The organism is Streptomyces sp. Ag109_O5-1, assembly GCF_003814875.1.
In the GTDB taxonomy this organism is placed as follows: Bacteria; Actinomycetota; Actinomycetes; order Streptomycetales; family Streptomycetaceae; genus Streptomyces; species Streptomyces sasae.
This window is the reverse complement of record NZ_RKQF01000001.1, coordinates 645,583-665,220: the sequence shown is the minus strand read 5'-3', so window position 1 is coordinate 665,220 and position 19,638 is coordinate 645,583. Positions and strand designations below refer to the sequence as shown.

15 protein-coding genes and 1 pseudogene are annotated in these 19,638 nt (G+C 69.8%); 11 read left to right on the top strand and 5 right to left on the bottom strand.

Annotation, left to right across the window (positions count from 1 at the left end):
- Positions 1-121: 121 nt before the first annotated feature.
- The 3 genes from EDD90_RS02970 (at position 122) to EDD90_RS02965 (ending at position 1,643) form a co-directional block, all read left to right on the top strand.
- On the top strand, positions 122-727 hold the full coding sequence (locus tag EDD90_RS02970; protein WP_123971598.1) for a TetR/AcrR family transcriptional regulator: 606 nt from the start codon (positions 122-124) through the stop codon (positions 725-727).
- Positions 728-850: 123 nt separating this feature from the next.
- On the top strand, positions 851-979 hold the full coding sequence (locus EDD90_RS56730; protein ID WP_260328826.1) for a hypothetical protein: 129 nt from the start codon (positions 851-853) through the stop codon (positions 977-979).
- Between the two features lie 238 nt (positions 980-1,217).
- Complete coding sequence (locus tag EDD90_RS02965) at positions 1,218-1,643, top strand: nuclear transport factor 2 family protein (RefSeq protein ID WP_123971597.1); 426 nt, start codon at positions 1,218-1,220, stop codon at positions 1,641-1,643.
- A gap of 197 nt (positions 1,644-1,840) precedes the next feature.
- On the opposite strand, the gene EDD90_RS02960 is transcribed toward EDD90_RS02965, so the two are convergent.
- Positions 1,841-2,614 carry a PP2C family protein-serine/threonine phosphatase gene (locus EDD90_RS02960; RefSeq protein ID WP_185148891.1) on the bottom strand — a complete coding sequence of 258 codons (774 nt, stop codon included), beginning with the start codon at positions 2,612-2,614 and terminating at the stop codon, positions 1,841-1,843.
- A 285-nt stretch (positions 2,615-2,899) separates the two neighbouring features.
- Complete coding sequence (locus EDD90_RS02955; RefSeq protein ID WP_260327551.1) at positions 2,900-5,635, bottom strand: LuxR family transcriptional regulator; 2,736 nt, start codon at positions 5,633-5,635, stop codon at positions 2,900-2,902.
- 291 nt (positions 5,636-5,926) lie between these two features.
- Between EDD90_RS02955 and fxlM the strand changes: the two genes are divergently transcribed.
- The 4 genes from fxlM to EDD90_RS02935 all read left to right on the top strand — a co-directional run bounded on the left by fxlM (position 5,927) and on the right by EDD90_RS02935 (position 9,358).
- Complete coding sequence (fxlM, locus tag EDD90_RS02950) at positions 5,927-6,958, top strand: methyltransferase, FxLD system (protein ID WP_123980814.1); 1,032 nt, start codon at positions 5,927-5,929, stop codon at positions 6,956-6,958.
- Between the two features lie 4 nt (positions 6,959-6,962).
- Entirely contained in the window at positions 6,963-8,060 is a 1,098-nt protein-coding gene (locus EDD90_RS02945; RefSeq protein WP_123971594.1) for a hypothetical protein, read from the top strand.
- 225 nt (positions 8,061-8,285) lie between these two features.
- Complete coding sequence (locus EDD90_RS02940; protein WP_185148888.1) at positions 8,286-8,825, top strand: winged helix-turn-helix domain-containing protein; 540 nt, start codon at positions 8,286-8,288, stop codon at positions 8,823-8,825.
- Positions 8,822-9,358 carry a transposase gene (locus tag EDD90_RS02935; protein WP_260327544.1) on the top strand — a complete coding sequence of 179 codons (537 nt, stop codon included), beginning with the start codon at positions 8,822-8,824 and terminating at the stop codon, positions 9,356-9,358. Before EDD90_RS02940 ends, EDD90_RS02935 begins: the two co-directional genes overlap by 4 nt.
- A gap of 44 nt (positions 9,359-9,402) precedes the next feature.
- On the opposite strand, the pseudogene EDD90_RS02930 reads toward EDD90_RS02935, so the two are convergent.
- Positions 9,403-10,926, bottom strand: a pseudogene (locus tag EDD90_RS02930) (penicillin acylase family protein); the annotation flags it as partial.
- A 107-nt stretch (positions 10,927-11,033) separates the two neighbouring features.
- On the opposite strand from EDD90_RS02930, the gene EDD90_RS02925 reads away from it, so the two are divergent.
- The 4 genes from EDD90_RS02925 (at position 11,034) to EDD90_RS02910 (ending at position 15,808) form a co-directional block, all read left to right on the top strand.
- Complete coding sequence (locus EDD90_RS02925; RefSeq protein ID WP_123971591.1) at positions 11,034-12,536, top strand: acyl-CoA synthetase; 1,503 nt, start codon at positions 11,034-11,036, stop codon at positions 12,534-12,536.
- A 67-nt stretch (positions 12,537-12,603) separates the two neighbouring features.
- Positions 12,604-14,160: a metallophosphoesterase family protein gene (locus EDD90_RS02920; protein WP_311737195.1), complete on the top strand. Its 1,557-nt coding sequence runs from the start codon at positions 12,604-12,606 to the stop codon at positions 14,158-14,160.
- Positions 14,161-14,169: 9 nt separating this feature from the next.
- A complete protein-coding gene (locus EDD90_RS02915) occupies positions 14,170-14,889 on the top strand; it encodes a class I SAM-dependent methyltransferase (protein WP_123971590.1) in 720 nt (239 codons plus the stop codon).
- Positions 14,890-14,971: 82 nt separating this feature from the next.
- Positions 14,972-15,808, top strand: a complete 837-nt coding sequence (locus EDD90_RS02910; protein WP_123971589.1) for an alpha/beta fold hydrolase — start codon at positions 14,972-14,974, stop codon at positions 15,806-15,808.
- Between the two features lie 7 nt (positions 15,809-15,815).
- Here EDD90_RS02910 and EDD90_RS02905 read toward each other — a convergent pair whose 3' ends face one another.
- Complete coding sequence (locus EDD90_RS02905; protein ID WP_398923895.1) at positions 15,816-17,486, bottom strand: sulfatase; 1,671 nt, start codon at positions 17,484-17,486, stop codon at positions 15,816-15,818.
- Between the two features lie 133 nt (positions 17,487-17,619).
- Complete coding sequence (locus tag EDD90_RS02900) at positions 17,620-19,464, bottom strand: sulfatase (protein WP_260328676.1); 1,845 nt, start codon at positions 19,462-19,464, stop codon at positions 17,620-17,622.
- Positions 19,465-19,638: the final 174 nt, after the last annotated feature.

Genomic DNA, 19,638 nt, shown 5'->3' with positions numbered 1-19,638 from the left:
AGGGTCTCGGGGCCCGTCTCGCGCGCCCAGCGACGCCATGCCGCCATTCTTGACAGTGGCGTCATGTTTGGCAGGTTTGCATAGCTTGACGGTGTTGTCAAAAATGGATTAGGGTCGCGCCATGGTCGGACAGCGCCAATTCGATGAAAAGCAGACCCTGGACCGAGTCCTCGAGACCTTCTGGAACAAGGGTTACGGGGCGACATCCATGCAGGACCTGGCTACCGCCACGGGCGTACAGCGCGGATCGCTCTACAACGCGTACCGCGACAAAGAGACGTTGTTTCTGCGCGCCTTCCAGGGATACGCAGACCAGTTCCTGGCCGACGCCGTCGACGCGCTCGCACATCCGGATGCCGAGCAGGCGCTCCGCAGGTTCTTCGACTTCACCATCACGTCCATGACCGCGGGCACCCCCACACGGGGGTGCCTGACCACCAAGACGGCGACCGACGAAAGAGCGGACGGGGAGCGGATCCAAGCCGCACTGCGCAGCCTGCTCGACAACCTCGAGCGGGTCCTCCAGGAGCGCCTCTCCTTGGAGGATGCCACCGCCAGGCTTGTGATCCCGCCTGCCGAGGCGGCGAGAGTGGTGATCACCATGACCCGCGGCACCGTCGTCATGGAGCGCGTCTACCAGGACCCGGACCGACTGAGGGGCACAGCCGGATCGCTGATCTCCGCGCTGCTCGCACCGGTGCCGGTACGGTCCGGACCGGGGACCTGAGGAAGAACGCGCGACCGGGTCGCAGGGTCGGGTCCGCAGTAACCCGCGTTCACCGACCGGGACTTGATGCATCCGCGCTTGTTGCCGGCGCGGCAGTTGTCTGGCGCCTGCCAGACAGGGGGCGTGGCACCCTCGATCACGGCCAAGCGTCTCAGGCGCGGCTTCGGGTTCCGCTGCACCCGCCTCCGCCGCCTGACCGGCGCGCAGACCCGGGCCGGACTGCGGAACTTCGCTCACAACCTCACCGGATGACAGTTGTCGCTCGGCAAACGAGGACGGCAGCCCAAACCGGGCACCTCGCCGATCCGCTCGTCTCCGGGCCCCGCAAGTTGACGTGACCGGCGCAAATGCAGATCGAGCCTTCCCTGAGATGATCTTGGTCACTGTCAGCTGATCACCTCCCTTCCCTGATGGTTGATATTTTAACTATTGACATCAGGCGTCTTGCCTGTAGTCCGCCAAGCCCGTTTCCCAACCGAGGAGTACTAAGATGTCTCAGCCGTCCAACGCCGACACGATGACGCCCCGCGAGGTCGTCGAGGCCGTATACGAGGGCATGCTTCGGTCCGATCGCGACGCGCTGCAGAGCCTCATCGACCCCAGCATCAGAATCCGCGTGACCAAGGAGCTCGCCTACGGCGGCGACTACCAGGGCCCGTCCGGGTTTCTGGAGCTCTTCAAGAACACCTTCACGCTCATCAAGAGCCGGATCGAGATCGACCACATGTTCACGATCGGCGAGCACCAGGTGGTGGCGATCGGTCGCACCAGCGGCATCGGGCTTGGGAGCGGTCAGCACTTCGACGCGGAGATCGTTCACCTCTGGACGGTGAGGAACGGCAAACTCCTGAGCTTCGACGCGTTCGTCGAGGACGCGCCCATCACCGCGGCAATCAACGGGACGGCTACGGCGTAACGAGCTGGACCGGAAGTCGAACGTCGCCGCGGACGCCGTCCTCGTCCCTGTCGGCTGTACCGGGCAGACGCCGGAGCCCCTGCGGACGGCGCTGCTGCAGCCGTTGACGATCTCTGTCGGCCGGCCCAAGTCTCAGGGGGCTGAGCTAAGACGTCGACGGTGCCCGGCCGCGAGCCGCCGGCTCGCCCGGCCGGGATTCAGCGCACCCGCTCGGCAACCAGAACGCACGCGTCGTCCCCTGAGGCGTGGTAGTCCAGCTGATCCAGAAATGAGGTCGGACACTCGCGTGCGCGGCGCACCTGATCGGCGAGATCGTTCATCCCCTGGTCGATGCACTGTCCGCGTTTGAACATCCCGTCCGTGTACATGACCACCAAGTCGCCGGGGAGCAAGTTGCGAGTGGCGTGTTCATAGGTCGCACACGGAAAGGCTCCGAGCAGAGCGCCGCGTGGGTTGGGCAACGGTTCCACGCCGTACCGGTCGGCCAGAAGCATCGGGTGGTGACCGGCCCGTGCCCAGGTCAGGCAGCCGGTCGAGGGACGGTACCGAGCCACGACCGCGGTGGCGATCGACTCCGCGTGCCTCTGGGACAGCAATGCATTGAGTCTGGCCAGAACGGCGCCGGGAGTGTGGCCCTCGGCAGCGAACGCCGCCATTGCGTACCGCAGGTGAACCATCGCAGCCGCAGCGGACAAGCCGTGACCGACGGCGTCTCCGACCGCGAGTAGAAGGTCTCCGTCGGGCAGGGGCATCGACAGGTACCAGTCGCCACCGACGCGCAGCATCGGGTCGGCGCTCAGGCATCGCGCGGCCACCCGCATGCCGTCGACGTTGTTCGTGGTGTCGCGAGGGGGCTGGATCATCTGCTGGAGTTCTCGGGCCAGCTGACGCTGGTCGGCCGGTGCGAGCCGATGGGACGAGAACTCATACGGGTTGTTGGTCGGGTTCGTGGTCGTCTGGTTCGTGGTCATCGTGTCCCTGACGTCGGGCTGCGTTGAGGGGTGGCCGGTCTCGGTACGTTGAGGAGACTGGGCGGAGCGTGATCGGGCGGGCTTTCCGCTCGATGCGCCGGGGATGCGCAGGCGGTCCGCGATCAAGGTTGACCCTAGGATTCGGTCAACTGCCTCAGCTTGGGTCATCTGACTCAATCCGGTTTATCTGGTGCAATCAATGCCTCGTTGCCGCGACGTGTTGCTGCTGGTCCGGCGCAGCGCCCCTACGTGCCTCCGTCAGCGTCGGGCAACCAGGCCCATCCGTCAGGCAGCGCCAAGGCGAGAGGCCAGCTGGGCCCGTGAGGTGATGTCGAGTTTCGGGAAGATTCGGTAGAGATGCGACCCCACGGTCCGGGGTGAGAGATGCAGCCGCTGTCCAATTTCCCGGTTGGACAGGCCCTCGGCGGCAAGCCGGGCGATCCGGAGCTCCTGCGCCGACAGCGCGTCGCAGTCGGCGGCGCATGGGGCGGATGCGCGTTCGCCGGAGGCGCGCAACTCTGTGCGGGTCTGGTCGGCCCAGGACGTGGCCCCGATGAGGTCGAAGGTCGTCAGGGCGGCGCGCAATGGTGCCCGTGACTCGCAGACGCGTCGTTGGCGGCGCAGCCACCTGCCGTAGGCCAGCTCGATGCGTGCTCTGACCCAGGGCCAGCGGGTCAGGTTCTGTCCAAGGGCCGAGAGGTAGAGACATTCCGCGTCGGCTTCGTCAGCCAGGACCGCTCGGGCGTAGAGCAGGTGGACGTGCAGGATCGGGGAGGGTGTAATGGCGGCGACCTGCTCCAGTCCGGCTATCACACCCCGGGCGTCTTCCCGCCGATCGGTGTGGACGGCGGCCTCCGCCAGGAACATCACGCCGGAGAACAGTTCCCGCTGGTGATAGCTCGGATCCGCCGGGTCGAACAGGGGTAGCAGTTCCTCGTAGGCCTCGGCGTAGCGGCCTGTGCTGATCCACACACAGCCCCGGGCCAGTCGGGCGCACGCCAGCAGGTCGTTCAGACGACCGCGCTTGGCCGACTGCTCGGCCCTGGCGGCTAGAGCCAGAGCCTGTTCCGGCCTGCCGCGCAGCGCACGCCCCATCGCGTCGACAACGATGTTTCCGGTGGTCCAGATCGGCTGACCTGTCTCTTCCGCGAGGCGTCGCCCCTCCTCTGAGGCAGCGGCGGCGCGCTCCCAGTCTCCGATCGCGAGCCGGACCGGGGCCTGCATCCCGAGCACGTGATAAAGCAGTCCGAGGCGTCCCTGTTGACGGAGCTTGGTCTCGGCTCTGTCGAGGAAATCGGCGGCGCGTACGGAATCGCCGATTGCGTGCGCTGCCATTCCCAGCAGCCGTAGCGCGTCGGCGTCGTCAACGCTCTCCATGGTGACCCGGGAAAGCAGGTCGGCGACGGTTTCACCCTGCAGCACGGGTTCGGCGACCCCCAGTGCCGCAACATAACGCGGGTCGTCCTCGACTCCCGGGATGCTCTGGGTGACGGCGACCACGCGCGCGCGGGCGTCCGGGCCGGTATCGGCCCACCAGCAGCGCAGAGCAGCCCCCAACACCAGCTTGAGCGCGAGGTCGCAGTTGTCCGCTCGGGCCGACCGTTCGGCAATGTCGCAGAGCTCGAAGACGCGCGCCGCATCACCCGGCACGCCGTCGTTGAAGATCTCGCGGAGCCACTCCATCCGTGCCCGATCCAGCTGGGACAGTGAGTGGCGCGCCGCCGCCGTCAGCAACCGGTCGACCAGGTCGACGCTGCCCAAGCCGAATGCATGCTCGGCAGCCATGAGCAGTCTGCCGGCCCGCTTCGCGGGGTCGGTCGTCAGTTGCGCCGACCGTTCGAGGGCTTGAATGGCTGATGGCACCGAGCCGCGACGAAGAGCGATCGTGTGATTGGTCTCGAGTTCGTCCGCGATCTCGTCATCGGGGCCGACGATGGAGTGCGCCCGGTGCCAGGTGCGGCGGTAGGGCTCCTCGACGAGTACGGCTGCCAGCGCGGCGTTGGCCGCCTGTCGGCGGGCCACGGTTTCGGACTGCAGGACTGCAGACCGCACCAGTGGGTGCCTGAAGTGCACGTGCATTTCGTCGAAGCGCAGCAGACCGGCCGTCGTTGCTCTGTCCAGGGCGTCGACGGTCAGCCGCCGTCCGGCCAGCAAGGAGGCGGCAGTGAGGATCTCCGGCAACTCGTCGCCGTGATCAACCGCCGCGACGAGCAAGGAGTCACGGGTCGGTGCGGGCAGCTCTGCGATACGGCCTGCGAACGACCGCTCGAGCCGAGCGGTCAGGGGAAGGTACGGCGGAAGGAGTCCCAGAGCCTGCCCGCGTGTCGTCCGCCATGCGACCGGCAGTTCAACGAGTGCGAGCGGGTTGCCCATGGCCTCCTGGAGGATCCGTTCCCGGTCCGCGTGGCCCAGGTAGCCGGCACTCGCCGAGAGAACGCCCCGGGAAGACTCGTCGTCCAGCCCGAGTACATCCAGTACGGTCAGGCCTGCGGTGGTGAAGGGGCAGGCGTGGCCCTTGCGCACGGTACCGACGATGGCGATCGGCCCGCCGCTCACACGACGGGCAACGAACGTAAGCACCTCTTGGCTGGGCCGGTCGAGCCACTGCACATCATCAACCACCAGGAGCACGGGTTGCTGCGCCGCTACGTCCGCCAGAAGGTTCAACGCCGCCAGTGCAATCACAAAGGGTTCCGGTGGAGGCCCCTCCTCGTCACCGAAGGCCGCAGACAGGGCGTGCCGCTGCATGGCTGGCAAGGCACTGGCGGCACCGATGACCGGACGAAGCAGCTGATGCAGGCCGGCGAAGGGCAACGGCGCCTCGGCTTCCACCCCGACGGCTTCCAGGATCCGCAGCCCGGCGGCCCTGGCATGCTCCGCCGCAGCGCGCAACAGTGTCGTCTTCCCTATGCCAGCCTCACCCAGCATGACAATCACGTTCCCGTGATCCGCAGCGTGCTGGATGAACTCGGCCAGGAAGCGTGTCTCGTCGTTCCTGCCGAGGAGACCATTTGGGGCCACCTGTCGGCCACCCCCGGGTGAGACCGCGTCGCGGGGGGCGCACCGGGTGCAGGGGTCACGTTCAGCCAGCACACGATGAGCATACATTCACACGATTTGCGGTGTATTGCAGCTGTCCGTCCAGTTCGCGGCTGGGCATGATTCCAAGAGGTCGGTACGTGATTCAACGTCCGTTTCGCCCTTCCGGAAGGGGGGCGGGCCGGCCGCAGCGTCGCCAGGCGGTACGGCCGCGGCTGGGTGAACAAGCCCTGCTCGGTCTCGACCAGGATTCCGCGTTCGGTCAGCCGCTTGATGATCTCCTGTATCTCCGCACCCTCGATCGTCGCCACCCAACTGGAGCAGGTCGGCGCCGAACCCGGGCACAAGATCCTCGAAGCCGGCGCGGCCACCGGCTACAACGCCGCCCTCCTCGGCCATCTCGTAGCGCCCGGCGGCCACGTGTGGACCGTGGATGTCGACCAGGACCTCGTCGACGGAGCCCAGAAGAACCTCACCGAGGCCGGGGCCACGAACGTGACCGCCGTGCTGGGCGACGGCGCGGCAGGCCTTCCCGAGCACGCCCCCTATGACCGCATCCAGTTCACCGTCGGTGCCGGCGACGTCCCCGTGCGGATCCTCGACCAGCTCGCCCCCGGCGGACGCCTGGTCCTGCCGATGCGGATCCGCGGCAGCATCTCCCGCTCCTTCGCCTTCGAACGCGACGGCGACACCTGGAAGACCGTCTCGTGTGAGATGGCGACGTTCGTGCCCCTGCGTAAGGGGGTCTGCGACGACATCTACACCCTCGTGCCCCACGAGGGTGAGGGCAACGTGCGCCTGGAGACCTTCAGCGAACAGGAGGTGGACCGCGAAGCGATGCGCACCGTCCTGGACCAGCCGCAGACCACCGTCTACACCGGAGTCCGGTTCCGCAAGGGCGCCCCCTGGGAGTGGATGTACCTGTACCTGGCGTGCGTGCTGCCCAACGGCCTGTCCCGCATGCCCGGCTCCCGGCCCGGCTACGCCCCGAGCTTCGGCTGGGGGGCCATGGCCGCCCTCGACGGTGACACGCTCGCCTACCTGACCCAACGTGAAGGCGAGGACGAGCAGGGCAAGTTCTGGGAGGTCGGCGTTACCGGCCACGGCTCGCGCGCCGCCGAGCTCGCCGACCACGTCGTGACGGAGATCGGCGAGTGGCACCGCGGCTGGGGCAACGACGGGCCGGAGCCCGACTTCCGGATGGCCGTCGGCGACGCCCGCGACCGACTGACCGCGGCCGAGCCGCGCTTCGTGATCGACAAGGCCTACAGCCGTCTCGTCGTCGACTGGCCGCGCAAGGACTGAGCCGATGATCCCGCCGATAGCCAGCCGCATCCCGCTGGTCCGCCGTGCCAAGAAGCCCGCGCTACCGCTGGACGAATGCCTCACCCTCCTCAACCGGCTGACTGTCGCGCCCACAGGTGCGGCCCACCACGACCTGGTGGCCCGCACCTGCTCGGTCCTCAACTACGCCGCACTGATCGCCTCCGACGTCGGCATGCCCGCCCTCGCAGCCGACCTGTGCTGGAGGCAGCACGAGGTCTTCGCCGACGCCGGACAGCACACCGGCGACATCGCCGTGATGTCGCTCATGCCGATCATCAACATCTCCCGGCTGCTGACCCGCGAGGGCGACGGCGAAGCCGCCTACGACGTACTCACACGGCTCTACCGCGCCGCCCAGAAACGCGGCACCACCGAGATCCGCGGCCACACCATCGACCTGTCCACGCTGATCAACACCGACGCAGACCACCAGACCATCTGCAAGGAGCTGTGGGTCACCGTCCTCGTCGACGGCGCCAGGGCTCTGGCCCGCATCGGCCGCTGGACTGAAGCCGCCGACGCCATGACCGCACACCGCGGCATCGGCAACCGCCTCCTCGACGGACGCCAAATCAAGATCATGTCGCTGATGGAACGCGGCCTGATCCAGCAGGCCCGCGACACCATCGACTCCACCACCCCCACAGAACCGTGGGAAAACACCGTCGCGAGTCTTCTGCGCATCTGTTGCCGGCCCGCGACTTCACCCCCACGGCAGCCAGAGCTCGACCTTGCCCTGAAGGAAGCCCTCGCGCTGCTCACCCCGCCCGACCCCGAGACCGCCGCATTCCAGGCCCGCGTCGGACTGACCGCGCTCGAACTCGCCCGCGACCACACCAGCCACCACGACGCCCTCCTACCGCAAGCCGTCGCCGATGTGGCGAGCCTCGACGCCTACGCCGCCCGCGACGTCCTGGACCACCCCGCCGCGCCCTCCTGCCTGAGCGGTGAGCAGAGACGGCAACTCGACGCCGTACTCACCGCGTCAAGGCTCGGTGCAGGGAACCTCCCGCAAGCCCACATGCGCACCCTTACCGAAGCCGTGGACAAAGCCGAAGTCTCACTCCGCGGGCTTCTGTAGCCCCGCTCAGCATCGAGCAGGTCCACCGGATCACTGCAACCCCGGGGACTGTGCATTCGAAGGCTGAAATGCCTCCATGTACGCGGACTCGGCCCGGCTCGTAAGCATTGTCTGCCCGACATGCCCTCACCTCCGGGCCCATGTCCTTACTGACCTTGGCGTTATAGCGTCTGGGACGTCGTCGGAACTGGTGACAGGGTCCCTCTTGGCTGGTAGCTCGGATGTATGCGGTATCCGGACGGGGGCGGGCTGACCGCCGAGCGGCGCAAGCGTCGCGAAGAGGTACGCATGCGGGCCGCTGACCTCTTCGAGGAGGACGTAAAAGTCCCGTGCATCGCCCGGGAGTTACGGGTGAGTGAGAAGTCGGTCTACCAGAGGCGCCGTGCCTGGGCGTCGGGCGGGCGGGAAGCGCTGCGGTCCCAGGGACCCCCGGGCTACGACTGCCGACTCCGTCCCGGCCTGCAGGCCAAGCTCGCCGCCTGGCTGGAAGAAGGGCCGGCCGCGCACGGCTGGTCGGACGACCAGGTGTGGACCGCCGCACGGGTGCGCACGCTGACCGGGCGGAAGTTTCACCTCTCCTACAGCGCCTCCGGAGTCACCCCGCTGTTGCACCGGATGGGCTACAGCGTGCAGATGCCCGCCCGGCCCGCCGCCGAACGTGACGAGGACGCGATCACCGCATGGCGGGAGGCGACCTGGCAGGACGTAAAACCCTCCGGGCGGCGACCGGCGCGTTCGTCTGCTTCGAGGACGAAGCGGGCGTGACCGGCCGTCCGCCCAAGGGCCGCACCTGGGGCCGACGCGGCATCACCCCGAGAGTCAAGGTATCCGGCCGCAGCCGGGGACGGCTCTCGGCGGCCGGGCTGCTGTGCTACCGGCCCGGCCTGCCCGCCCGCCTGTGCTACCGGCTGCGTCGGCATACCGGCCGCAGGGGCGAGCGCCGCTCGCTCGGCGAAAGCGACTACATCCACCTGTTCGACGGTGCCCACCAACTGCTCAAGGCCCCGCTGATTGTGGTGTGGGACCGGCTGAGCACCCACATCTCCAAGACGATGAAGGCACTCGTGGCCGAGCGGGAATGGCTGACCGTCATCCTGCTGCCCGGGTATGCGCCCGAGCTCAACCCGGTCGAAGGCCTGTGGGCGCATATCAAGCGCAGCCTGGCCAACCTCGCCGCCCGCACCCTCAGCGAGCTGGAGACCCTCCTCCGCAGGCGTCTCAAGGCGCTGCAGTACCGGCACACCATCCTCGGCGGGTTCCTCGCCGGGACGGGCCTCGCCCTCGACAGACCGAACTGACCCTAAAACGCCAAGGTCAGTAATCACGCCTTGATCATGATCTTGGAGTTCTCCGCGTACGGGGCGTCCTTGAGGGTGGGCATGCGGGAGGGCCCGAAGATGCCGGGCTGGACGGCGTCGGCGTCACTGCCCGGCGCGCAGTCGGACCGCGAGCCGTCGAGGACTGCCAGCCCCGCCTGCGGATAGGTGATCCTGCCCAGGTCGGTGGAGCAGCGCGCCGCAAGGTCGTCGGTGATCCGGGGCAGCACCTGCGACTGGGTGTAGAGGGTGTACCCGGCGGAGTCCGCGGCGATCGTGTTCACCCACGGCAGCCCCTGGTGCCGGTCGAGGGAGGCGAGGACGTCCGCCGTGGAGCGCGCTCTGCCGAAGCCGAGCGAGGTGTCGGCGAACCGGAAGTTCGCGGCGTTGGGGTCGCTGGAGGCGTACGCCGTCGTGGTGGTCCAGGGCAGCGGCGGATCGCCGTCCGGGTCGGCGACCACCGGGCCGTACCGCGTCCACCCCTGGCTGCGGGTGACGGGAGCGCCGCCCTTGACCGCGGCCGTCACCGTCCGCCTGGTCATCCGCTCCGGTCTGCCGTCCACCAGATACACGGTGGGGTCGGACGGATCGAGCGTCAGCCGGGTCAGGTCGAAGGGGACACCGGTCGAGACGGTGTGGCTCCACGCCACACGTGAGTTGTAGCCGATGGCGATGGTCGGCGTGCCGAGCAGCGACGCCCCGGCGGCGTTCAGCTCGCCCGGGATGGTCTGCTGCGACTGCCAGAACCGGCGTCCGCCCTGCCACGGGTAGTGCGGATTGCCCAGCAGCAGACCACGGCCGTTCGCGGTGGTGGCACCGCTGAACGCGACCGCGTTCGATCCCATGTCGGCCGTGCCGGACCGCGCCTGTACGGCCCTGACCAGAGCCTCGGCGTCGGCACTCCGCCCGGGCGCCGTGGCGCCGGTGGGCGGCTTTGCCCCGGTGATCTCGTCCACGGCACCGCCCTGGCCGCCGAGCACGGAGAGGGCGTAGTAGCGGGTGGCCACGTCAAGCGTGCTGATGGGCCGCACCCAGGCGGCACCCCGGCAGGCCGGGTCGGTGATCCGGTTCCGCGCCAGCCAGGCGTCGTACCCGGCGGCGAAGCCCCGCATCAGGTCCTTCACCTGCCGGCTCGGGCCCAGCGGAGCCGGTTCGGCGAGCAGCTTCGCCACGGTGCCGGACCGGCGTACGCCACGGAAGTACAGGTCGCTGGAGAGGTTGTCGCCGGCCGAGGAGAGCGAGAAGTCGGTGGCCGCGGTCGGGCCGAGGAAACGCGAACGGTCGCCGCGTACGGTCAGGAAGCCGTCGGCGAGGGTGCAGACCTGGTCGGTGGCCTGCGCCCAGCCGGTGCCGAAGCCGAGGTCCGCGTCGTCCTTCGCGAGGATGTGCGGGATGCCGTACTCGGTGTAGCGGATGACGGCGGACAGACCGCCGTGCGACGGCTGGTCCTGATGGCTTCGCGACCCGGCCGCCGCGGTCGGTAACGCGGCCGATGCGGTGAGCAGCGCGACGGCTGTGACGAACAGCCGTCGCACACGGGTGGTGCGCATCCGTGCCTCCCAACGTCGTTGCGGGAAGAGGAAGTTGAGCGCGGGCGCGGGTGTGCGGTTCCGGTGGTGCTTGACCTGCCCCGCCCGGGGACCGAGGATCATGAGTCATGACGCAGGGACAGGGCAGCACGGTTGACGGGGTGCTGCGGCGCAGCGCCCGGCGTACCCCCGCGCGGGTGGCGGTGGAGTACGGCGAGCGCCGGTGGACGTACGAGGAACTCGACGACGCCGTCTCACGGGCGGCGACCGTCCTGCTCGACCAGGGCCTCGAACGCGGCGACCGGGTCGGCGCCTACGGCCACAACTCCGACGCCTACCTGATCGCTTTCCTCGCCTGCGCCCGGGCCGGCCTGGTGCACGTCCCCGTCAACCAGAACCTGACCGGCGACGACCTCGCGTACATCCTCGGCCAGTCGGGCAGCGCACTGGTGCTGGCCGACCCGGACCTCACCGGCCGACTTCCCGACGTGCCGAGGGTGTTGCCGCTGCGGGACGCCGACGGCTCGCTTCTCGCCCGACTCGCGGACGCGTTGCCGTACGACGGACCCGAACCGCGCACCGAGGAACTGGTCCAGCTGCTCTACACCTCGGGAACCACCGCGCTGCCCAAGGGCGCGATGATGACCCACCGGGCGCTGGTGCACGAGTACCTGAGCGCGATCGCCGCCCTCGACCTGAGCGCCGGGGACCGGCCCGCACACGCGCTGCCGCTCTACCACTCCGCCCAGATGCATGTGTTCCTGCTGCCGTACCTGGCGGTCGGGGCCACGAACATCATCCTGGACGGGCCCGACGGAGACACCCTCTTCGACCTGGTCGAGACCGGCCGTGTGGACAGCCTGTTCGCGCCGCCCACCGTGTGGATCGGGCTGTCCAACCGGCCCGACTTCGCGACCCGCGACCTGGGCGGGCTGCGCAAGGCGTACTACGGGGCGTCGGTCATGCCGGTACCGGTTCTTGAGCGGTTGCGTGAACGGCTCCCGGAACTCGCCCTGTTCAACTGTTTCGGGCAGAGCGAGATCGGGCCGCTGGCCACCGTGCTCGCGCCCGAGGAGCACAAGGGACGGCTGGACTCCTGCGGCCGTACCGTGCTGTTCGTCGAGGCACGCGTGGTCGGCGAGGACGGCCAGGACGTGCCCGACGGCACACCCGGTGAGATCGTCTACCGCTCACCGCAGCTGTGCGAGGGCTACTGGGAGAAGCCCGAGGAGACCGAAGAGGCCTTCCGGGACGGCTGGTTCCACTCCGGTGACCTCGCGGTGCGCGACGCCGACGGTTACTTCACGATCGTCGACCGGGTGAAGGACGTCATCAACTCCGGTGGTGTGCTGGTCGCTTCACGGCAGGTCGAGGACGCCCTCTACACCCATGAGGCGGTCGCCGAGGCCGCCGTGATCGGCCTGCCCGACGAGCAGTGGATCGAGATGGTCACGGCGGTCGTCGTGCCGCGCGGCGAGGCCGACGAGGCCCGGCTGATCGCCCATGTCAAGGAGACCCTGCCCGGCTTCAAGGCACCCAAGCGGGTCCTGTTCGTGGACGCCCTGCCCCGCAACGCCAGCGGGAAGATCCTCAAGCGCGAGCTGCGGGACCGGTTCAGCGCCTCCTCGTGAGGAGCCAAGAAGTCCGGTTCCATACCGTGTGCGGCTTCCGGTTCCACCTCCGCCGTTCACCGGGGGCGTGCACATAGCAGACATGCGCTGCTGCCTCCCCGTCCCCCTCGGCGCACTCGCGGGCATACCCGGCCCCAGCGAGGTGCTGCGCTCCGGTCTCCTGCTCGCCCCCGCCCTGCTCCGCTCCGCACTCCCCACCGCCCGCCCCCGGCACCCCCGATCCCTCGCCGCCGTCCACCTGGAACTGGTCACCCTCACCGAGGACCGTGCCGTCATCACCTGGCACACCGCCCAGCCCGGCACCGACGACGGCACCGGCCGTATGCTGCCCGCCGTCACCGAGGGCGAGGTCCGCTACGGCACCCATCCCGCCCGCCTCAACCGCACCGCGGGCGAGGACCGGCCCACCGCCCACCACCACATCGAGCTCACCGGCCTGGAACCCGGGCAGACGTACTACTACCAGGCCCACTCCAGGGGCGTGCCCGCCACACCCACCGCGCTGCACCTGGTGCGCGGCAACGCGGCCGGCACCTCCCGGCACGGCCTCGGCTCGCCCGGCGGCCCCTACTCCTTCACCACCCCACAGCCCCCACCCGGCCGCCACCTCCTGTCCCTCGGCCTCTGCAACGACCTGCACATCGGCGAGACCGTCGCCGGTCTGGTGGCCGGCGTCCCCTTCCTGCGCGGAGTGGCACAGCGGGCCGGGCTTGCCCCGTACCCCGAGCTCATGAGCGGCGCCGTGGTGGACGAGGCCCGCCGCCGTGGAGCCCAGCTGCTGCTGGCCGCCGGCGACATCTCCGCCGGCGGCGGACCGCGCGACCTGGCGGAGGCCAGACGCATCCTGGACGGCTTCGGCACCCATGCACGGGACTACTTCGTCGTACGGGGCAACCACGACCGGCGCGCGCGGGACGGCGACGCCTTCCACCGGGTGTTCGGCGGGCAGGACCGTCCCGGCTGGTTCGAGCACGACGTGGCCGGACTGCGGATCATCGGGCTCGACACCTACGACAAGCGCGGCAACGGCGGTGACGCCGGCGGCCTCGGCTCCGAGCAGCTGTCCTGGTTCCGGAGCCGCCTGCGCGCCCACAGGGAACAGCCCACCGTCGTCTTCGGACACCATCCGCTCACCGTCAGGGACGCCCTCTTCCCGGTGAGCCCCGGACAGCGACTGGGCCGCCGCCAGGCCCGCGCGATCCTGCGGGCTTATGCCGCCGCCCCGGGTGTGTTCCTCCACCATGTCGGCCACACCCATCGCAACAAGCGCACCCATGTGCCGCTCGCCCCGCAGGTGACCCTGCAGGAGGTCGGCGCCGCCAAGGAGTACCCGGGCGGATTCTTCCTGCTGCGGATCCACTCCGGCGGCTACGCGCTCAACTTCTTCCGGGCACGCGCCGCCGAGGCCCTGGAATGGAACGAGCGCAGCCGCCGGCAGGCCGGGGGACTGTGGCCCCACCACGCGCTCGGCCGCACCGTCGCCGACCGCAACAGCGTGACCGCCCGCGACCTGTCCGGCATCGGCCGCCTCGGGCCGCCGTCCGCGATGCCCCGTTCGCCCCAAGGGATGACAGGCAAGCCGAACCCGCCACCGGATGTGGCCCGGGGAACGGCACCTCCGTAGCTTGGGGGCATGTCGACCCTGTGGGAACTCATGCACGATTGCATCCCTGGCGACCACGCCCGCCAGGTCACCTCCCGCTACTACCTCGACCAGGCCATGCGCTCCCCGCGGGCACCGGACCGGGTGGTCGACCTCGGATGCGGACGGGGCACGTCGGCCGGGCTCTTCCGCAGACACGACTCCGCCGTGCGCTGGGTGGGCGTCGACATCCGCGACTCCCCGGAGGCCGCACAGCACCGGGCCGGAGCCGACACCGTGGTGCACTTCGACGGCGTCAACCTGCCGTTCCGCTCCGACACCGTGCCGCTGGTCTACTCGCACCAGGTCTTCGAGCACGTCGCCCGGCCCAGGGAACTGCTCGCGGAGGTGGGCAGAGTGCTGCGCCCGGGCGGGCTGTTCATCGGCAGCACCTCCCAGTTCGAGCCGTACCACTCCTTCAGCCTGTGGAACTACACGCCGTACGGATTCCGGGTGCTGGTCGAGGCGGCCGGGCTCGCCCTGGAGGAGATCCGGCCCTCGCTCGACGGCGTGACACTGATCATGCGTACCTACCACGGCACACGGATGCGGGAGTACGGCCGGTTCTGGCGCAAGGAGTCGCCGCTCAACACGGAGATCGACACCTGGGCACGCAAGGGAGGCCGCAAGACGGCCCTGGTGAACCTGCGCAAGCTCACGTTCTGCGGGCAGTTCGCGTTCCGGGTGCGCAAGCCGGGCCCGCCCGCCTGACGCCACGGCCACCCGCCCCGACGCCGGGGCCGCCGTCGAATTCCGTTGCGATTGCGCGTCACCGTCCCCGACGATCAGTCCCATGCCCACCTTCACCGCATCGGACGGGACCCGCCTCGCCTACCACGTCAGAGGCGAGGGCGAACCGCTCCTCGTGCTGCCGGGCGGGCCCATGCGCGCCTCCGCCTATCTCGGGGACCTCGGCGGACTGGCCGCCCGCCGTCGGCTGATCCTGCTCGACCTGCGGGGGACCGGCGACTCTGCGCCGCCCGCCGACCCGGCGTCGTACCGCTGCGACCGACTGGTCGACGACGTGGAGGTGTTGCGCGCCGACATAGGGCTCGACCACATGGACGTACTGGCGCACTCGGCGGGCGGCAGTCTGGCGATCCTGTACGCGGCGGCCCATCCGCACCGGGTACGGCGGCTCGCGCTGATCACCGGAAATCCCTCGGCCCTGGGCCTGCGGGCCACCCCGGAGGAGCGGCTCGCGGCGGCCCGGCTGCGGGCGGCGGAACCCTGGTACGAGGAGGCGTTCCCCCTGCTGGAGGCGTGGCTGACGGGCGCCGGGGACTTCGACGAGGCGTTCCTGCCCTTCTTCCACGGCCGTTGGGACGCCGTCGCCCAGGCCCATGTCGCGGCCACCGAGGAGCAGAGCAACTTCGAGGCGGGCGACCGCTACTTCGCCGATGGAGCCTTCACCCCGGACGCCACCCGGGCCGCCCTGCGCACCCTCACCGCCCCCGTCCTGGTGTACGCCGGGGAACTCGACGGCGGTCCGAGCCCCGAACTGGCCCGGCGCGCCGCCGAAGCCTTCCCGAACGCCGAGGTCACCGTCCAGCCCGGCGCCGCCCACTACCCCTGGCTGGACGACCCCGAGTGGTTCGTCCGCCGTACCGTCGAATTCCTCGACGGCTGAGCCGAGTTCAGGCCCGCGGTCCGAACGCCGTCAGGAAGCGGTCGCGGAACTCGTTCATCGCCCAGATCGGGGCGTCCCCGGCCGGCTTCATGCCCGGTGTCCAGCCCCAGCCGGCGACCCGGTCCAGGACCTTGGGGTCGCGGGCGACGATCGTGATCGGAACGTCCCTGCGCGGGCTGCCCGCCACGACCTCCGGGCGCGGCTGGTGGTCGCCGAGGAAGACGAGGACCGTGTCCTTGCCGGCGTAGCGCCGCATGAACCCGAACAGGCTGTGCAGGGAGTACTCGATGGAGGTCCGGTACTCGGTGCGCACCCGCTCGTTGTCCTTCCAGACCTCCGCCGGGTCCTTGCCCTCCTTCTCGATCCGCCCGAAGACCGAGCCGTCGCCCAGGCCATTCCAGTTGATCATGCGGGGCAGGGGCGCCCAGGGCTGGTGACTGGAGGCGAGGATGATCTCCGCCATGATCGGGCGCCGGTTCCTCTTCCCGTACTCCAGACGTTCGAAGGACTGAAGGGTGAACTGGTCCGGGACCGGCGTCCAGCTGAAGTACGGGCCGTGGTAACCGAGATGCGTGGAGTCGTAGCTGCGGTCGAGGCCGAAGAAACCGGCCTCCGGCCAGGCGGTGCGGACGCCCGGGACGATGCCGACCGTGCTCCACGCGCCGGTCTTCCGGAAGTACTTGGCCAGGGTCATCCGGTCGCCGGAGACGAGGTTGCGATAGCGCTGCTGGTTGTCGATCCACAGCCCGGACAGCAGCGTCGCATGGCACATCCAGCTGCCCGCCCCGATCACCGGGGACCGCAGCCAGCCGCTGCGCGCCTCGAACCCGGCCGCCCTGAGGGAGGCGCCGCCCTCCTTGAGTACCGCGCCGACCTGCGGCGCCATCGCCGGGTCCTCGATCGCCGTACGGCCGTAGCTCTCGACGAACGTGATGAGCACGTCCTTGCCGCGCAGGCCCGTCAGCAGCCGGTCCGGCGGGGACTTCGCGAAGGAGTCGACGGCGGCCTCCTGCCGGAAGACGCGTGCGTCCCTGAGCCCGGCGCGGACCGCGTGGAGGCGCTCGTGGACCAGCTGGGCGTCGAGCGTCGAGGCGACGGGGGCACCGCCGACCCGGAGACCGAAGACCGCACAGGTGACCCAGGCGACGGCCAGAACCAGGGTGGTACCGCCCGCGGGCGGGCGCCGCTGGGCCATCCGGTCGGCGAGCCGCACCATGGCGAGCGTGCTCAGGGCGAGCACGGCCACGACCAGGAGCACGGCCCCGGCGACGGCGAGCACCTGGCTGGTCCGGCCGAACGACTCGCGCACATAGTCCGCCGCGTCGTCCAGCAGGATCCAGTCCAGCACCAGGTCGAAGGGGCGCTGCAGCACCGAGTAGAAGCCCATGTCCAGGCACTTCACCAGCGTCAGCACCCCGAGCCCCGCGCCCGCCGTCACCGCCGTGACGCGCCGCGCCCGTCCGGGCAGCACCAGCAGCACGGCCGCCAGCGCGATCCCCTCGGCCGGGAGGCGCAGGAACGCCTTCGGCCCGAGCTGGTCGAGCTGGTTCGGCAGCAGCAGCGCGGCCAGCAGCAGGGCGGCGGCCAGCACCGTCGTCCCCACCGTGACGGTCCGGACGACACGCGGATGTCTCCGCGGCCGAGCAGGGGTGGGGTACGACACCGGAGGTCCTTCCATGCGGCTGTCGTGACTCTGTGTGCATGATCGATGCCATATCGTGCGCACAGAGTACGATCCCCACACCGTCCCTCCGGCGGTGGCACACCCACGCGTCCTACCGGTCGGCGACCGGTAGGACGGAGCCGGTGGCTCAGGTCCGCGGCCCGTACGCCGTCAGGAAGCGGTCGCGGAACTTGTCCATGGTCCACTCCGGGGCGTTGTCCGCGGGCTTGATCCCCTCCGTCCAGCCCCAGTCGGAGACCCGGTCCAGGACCTTCGGGTCGCGGGCGACGATGGTGACCGGCACGTCCCTGTTGGCGCTGCCGCGCGTGACCGTCGGGACGGGCTGGTGGTCGCCGAGGAAGACGAGGACGGTGTTGTCGTCGCCGTAGCGCTGCATCCACTGGGTCAGGCTGTCCAGGGAGTACTGGATCGCCTTGCGGTACTCGGTGCGCACGCGCTGCGCGCTCTTCCAGACCTCCGTGGGGTTGGTGCCCTCCTTCTTGATCTTGTAGAAGATCTTGCCGTTCCCGAGGTCCTTCCAGTCGATGATGTGAGCGATGGGGGACCAGGGGTTGTGGCTGGAGGCCAGGATGATCTCCGCCATGATCGGGTCGCGGTTCTTCTTCCCGTGCTCCAGCTTCTGGAAGGCCTCCAGGCTGAACTGGTCCGGCACCGGCGTCCAGCTGAAGTACGGGCCCTCGTAGCCGAGGTGCGTGGAGTCGTAGATGTGGTCGAGGCCGAAGTACTTGCCCTCGGGCCAGGCCGCGCGCACGCCCGGGACGATGCCGACCGTGCGCCAGGCGCCGGTCTTCTGGAAGTAGCTGGTGAGGGTCGCGCGGTCGCTGGTGGTCAGGGTCCGGTACCGCTCCTGGTTCTTGACCCACAGACCGGACAGGAACGTCGAGTGGGCGAGCCAGCTGCCGGCGCCCGTCACGGGCGACCTGAGCCAGCCGCTGCGCGCCGCGAAACCGGCCGCCTTGAGCCGGGCGTTCCCCTCGGCGAGCGTCGCGTCGATCTCCGGTGCCATCGCCGGATCGTCGATCGCCACCCGGCCGTAGCTCTCGATGAAGGTGAACATCACGTCCTTGCCGCGCAGCCCGGTCAGCAGTTGGTCGGACGGGGTCTGGGCGAACTTGTCGACGTGCATCTGCTGGGCGAAGACCTTGGCGTCCCCCAGCCCGTCACGGACGTACTGCACGCGGTGGGCGAGGAAGTCGCTGTAGCCCTTGGTCGCGAACGGGACACTGGCGAACTGCAGGCTCAGCGAGAAGCAGGTGATCCACACGGTGCCGAGGGCGAGCGTGGTGCCCGCCGCCACGGGGCGGTGCCGGGCCATGAGGTCGGCCAGCCGCAGCACCGCGAGCGCGCTCACCGCGATCACGGCGACGAGCAGGACGAGCACCCCGACCACCGCGAGCACCTCGCCGGCGCGCCCGAAGGAGTCCTTCATCCAGTCCGCCGCGTCGGTCAGCAGGGGCCAGTCGAAGACCAGGTCGAACGGCCGGGCCAGGGTCTGGTAGAAGCCCATGTCGACGAGCTTCAGGACGGTGGACAGCCCGAGGAACGCGCCCGCGACGACGGCCGCGATCCGCCGCGCCTTCATCGGCAGTGCGAGCAGCACGATCGCGAGGAAGATCGCCTCGACGGGAAGGCGGAGGACCGACTGCACGGTGAGCCGGTCGAGGCGGTCGGGCACGACGATCGCGACGATCACGAACGCACCGGCCAGGACACTGGTGCCCACCCGCACGGCGGCTGCGGTGCGGGGGTAACGACGGCGCCAGCCGAACCAGCCGGGCCGGCCGGATATGACGGCGTCGGCGGCGGGCCCGGTCTCGTCCCCGACCGCGGCGGGGTCCGCGTGCGACTCGGTCGCCTCGCCGGCCTCGGGGTCGGCCTCGGCGTCCGTGTCGGTGTCGGCCTTCGCGTCGGCCTCGGCGTCTGTGCCGGTGTCGGCCTTCGCGTCGGCCTTGGCGTCGGTCTCGGCCTTCACATCGGCGTCGTTCTCGGCCTCGGCCTCAGGGGCGGGGTCGTTCCCGGTGTCGGCCTTGGCCCCGGCCTTGGCACCGGTGTCGTTCCCGGTGTCGGCCTTGGCATCAGCGTCGGCGTCGGAGTCGTTCTCGGCCTCGGGCTTGGCGTCGGCGTCGGTCTCGGCGTCGGTGTCCTG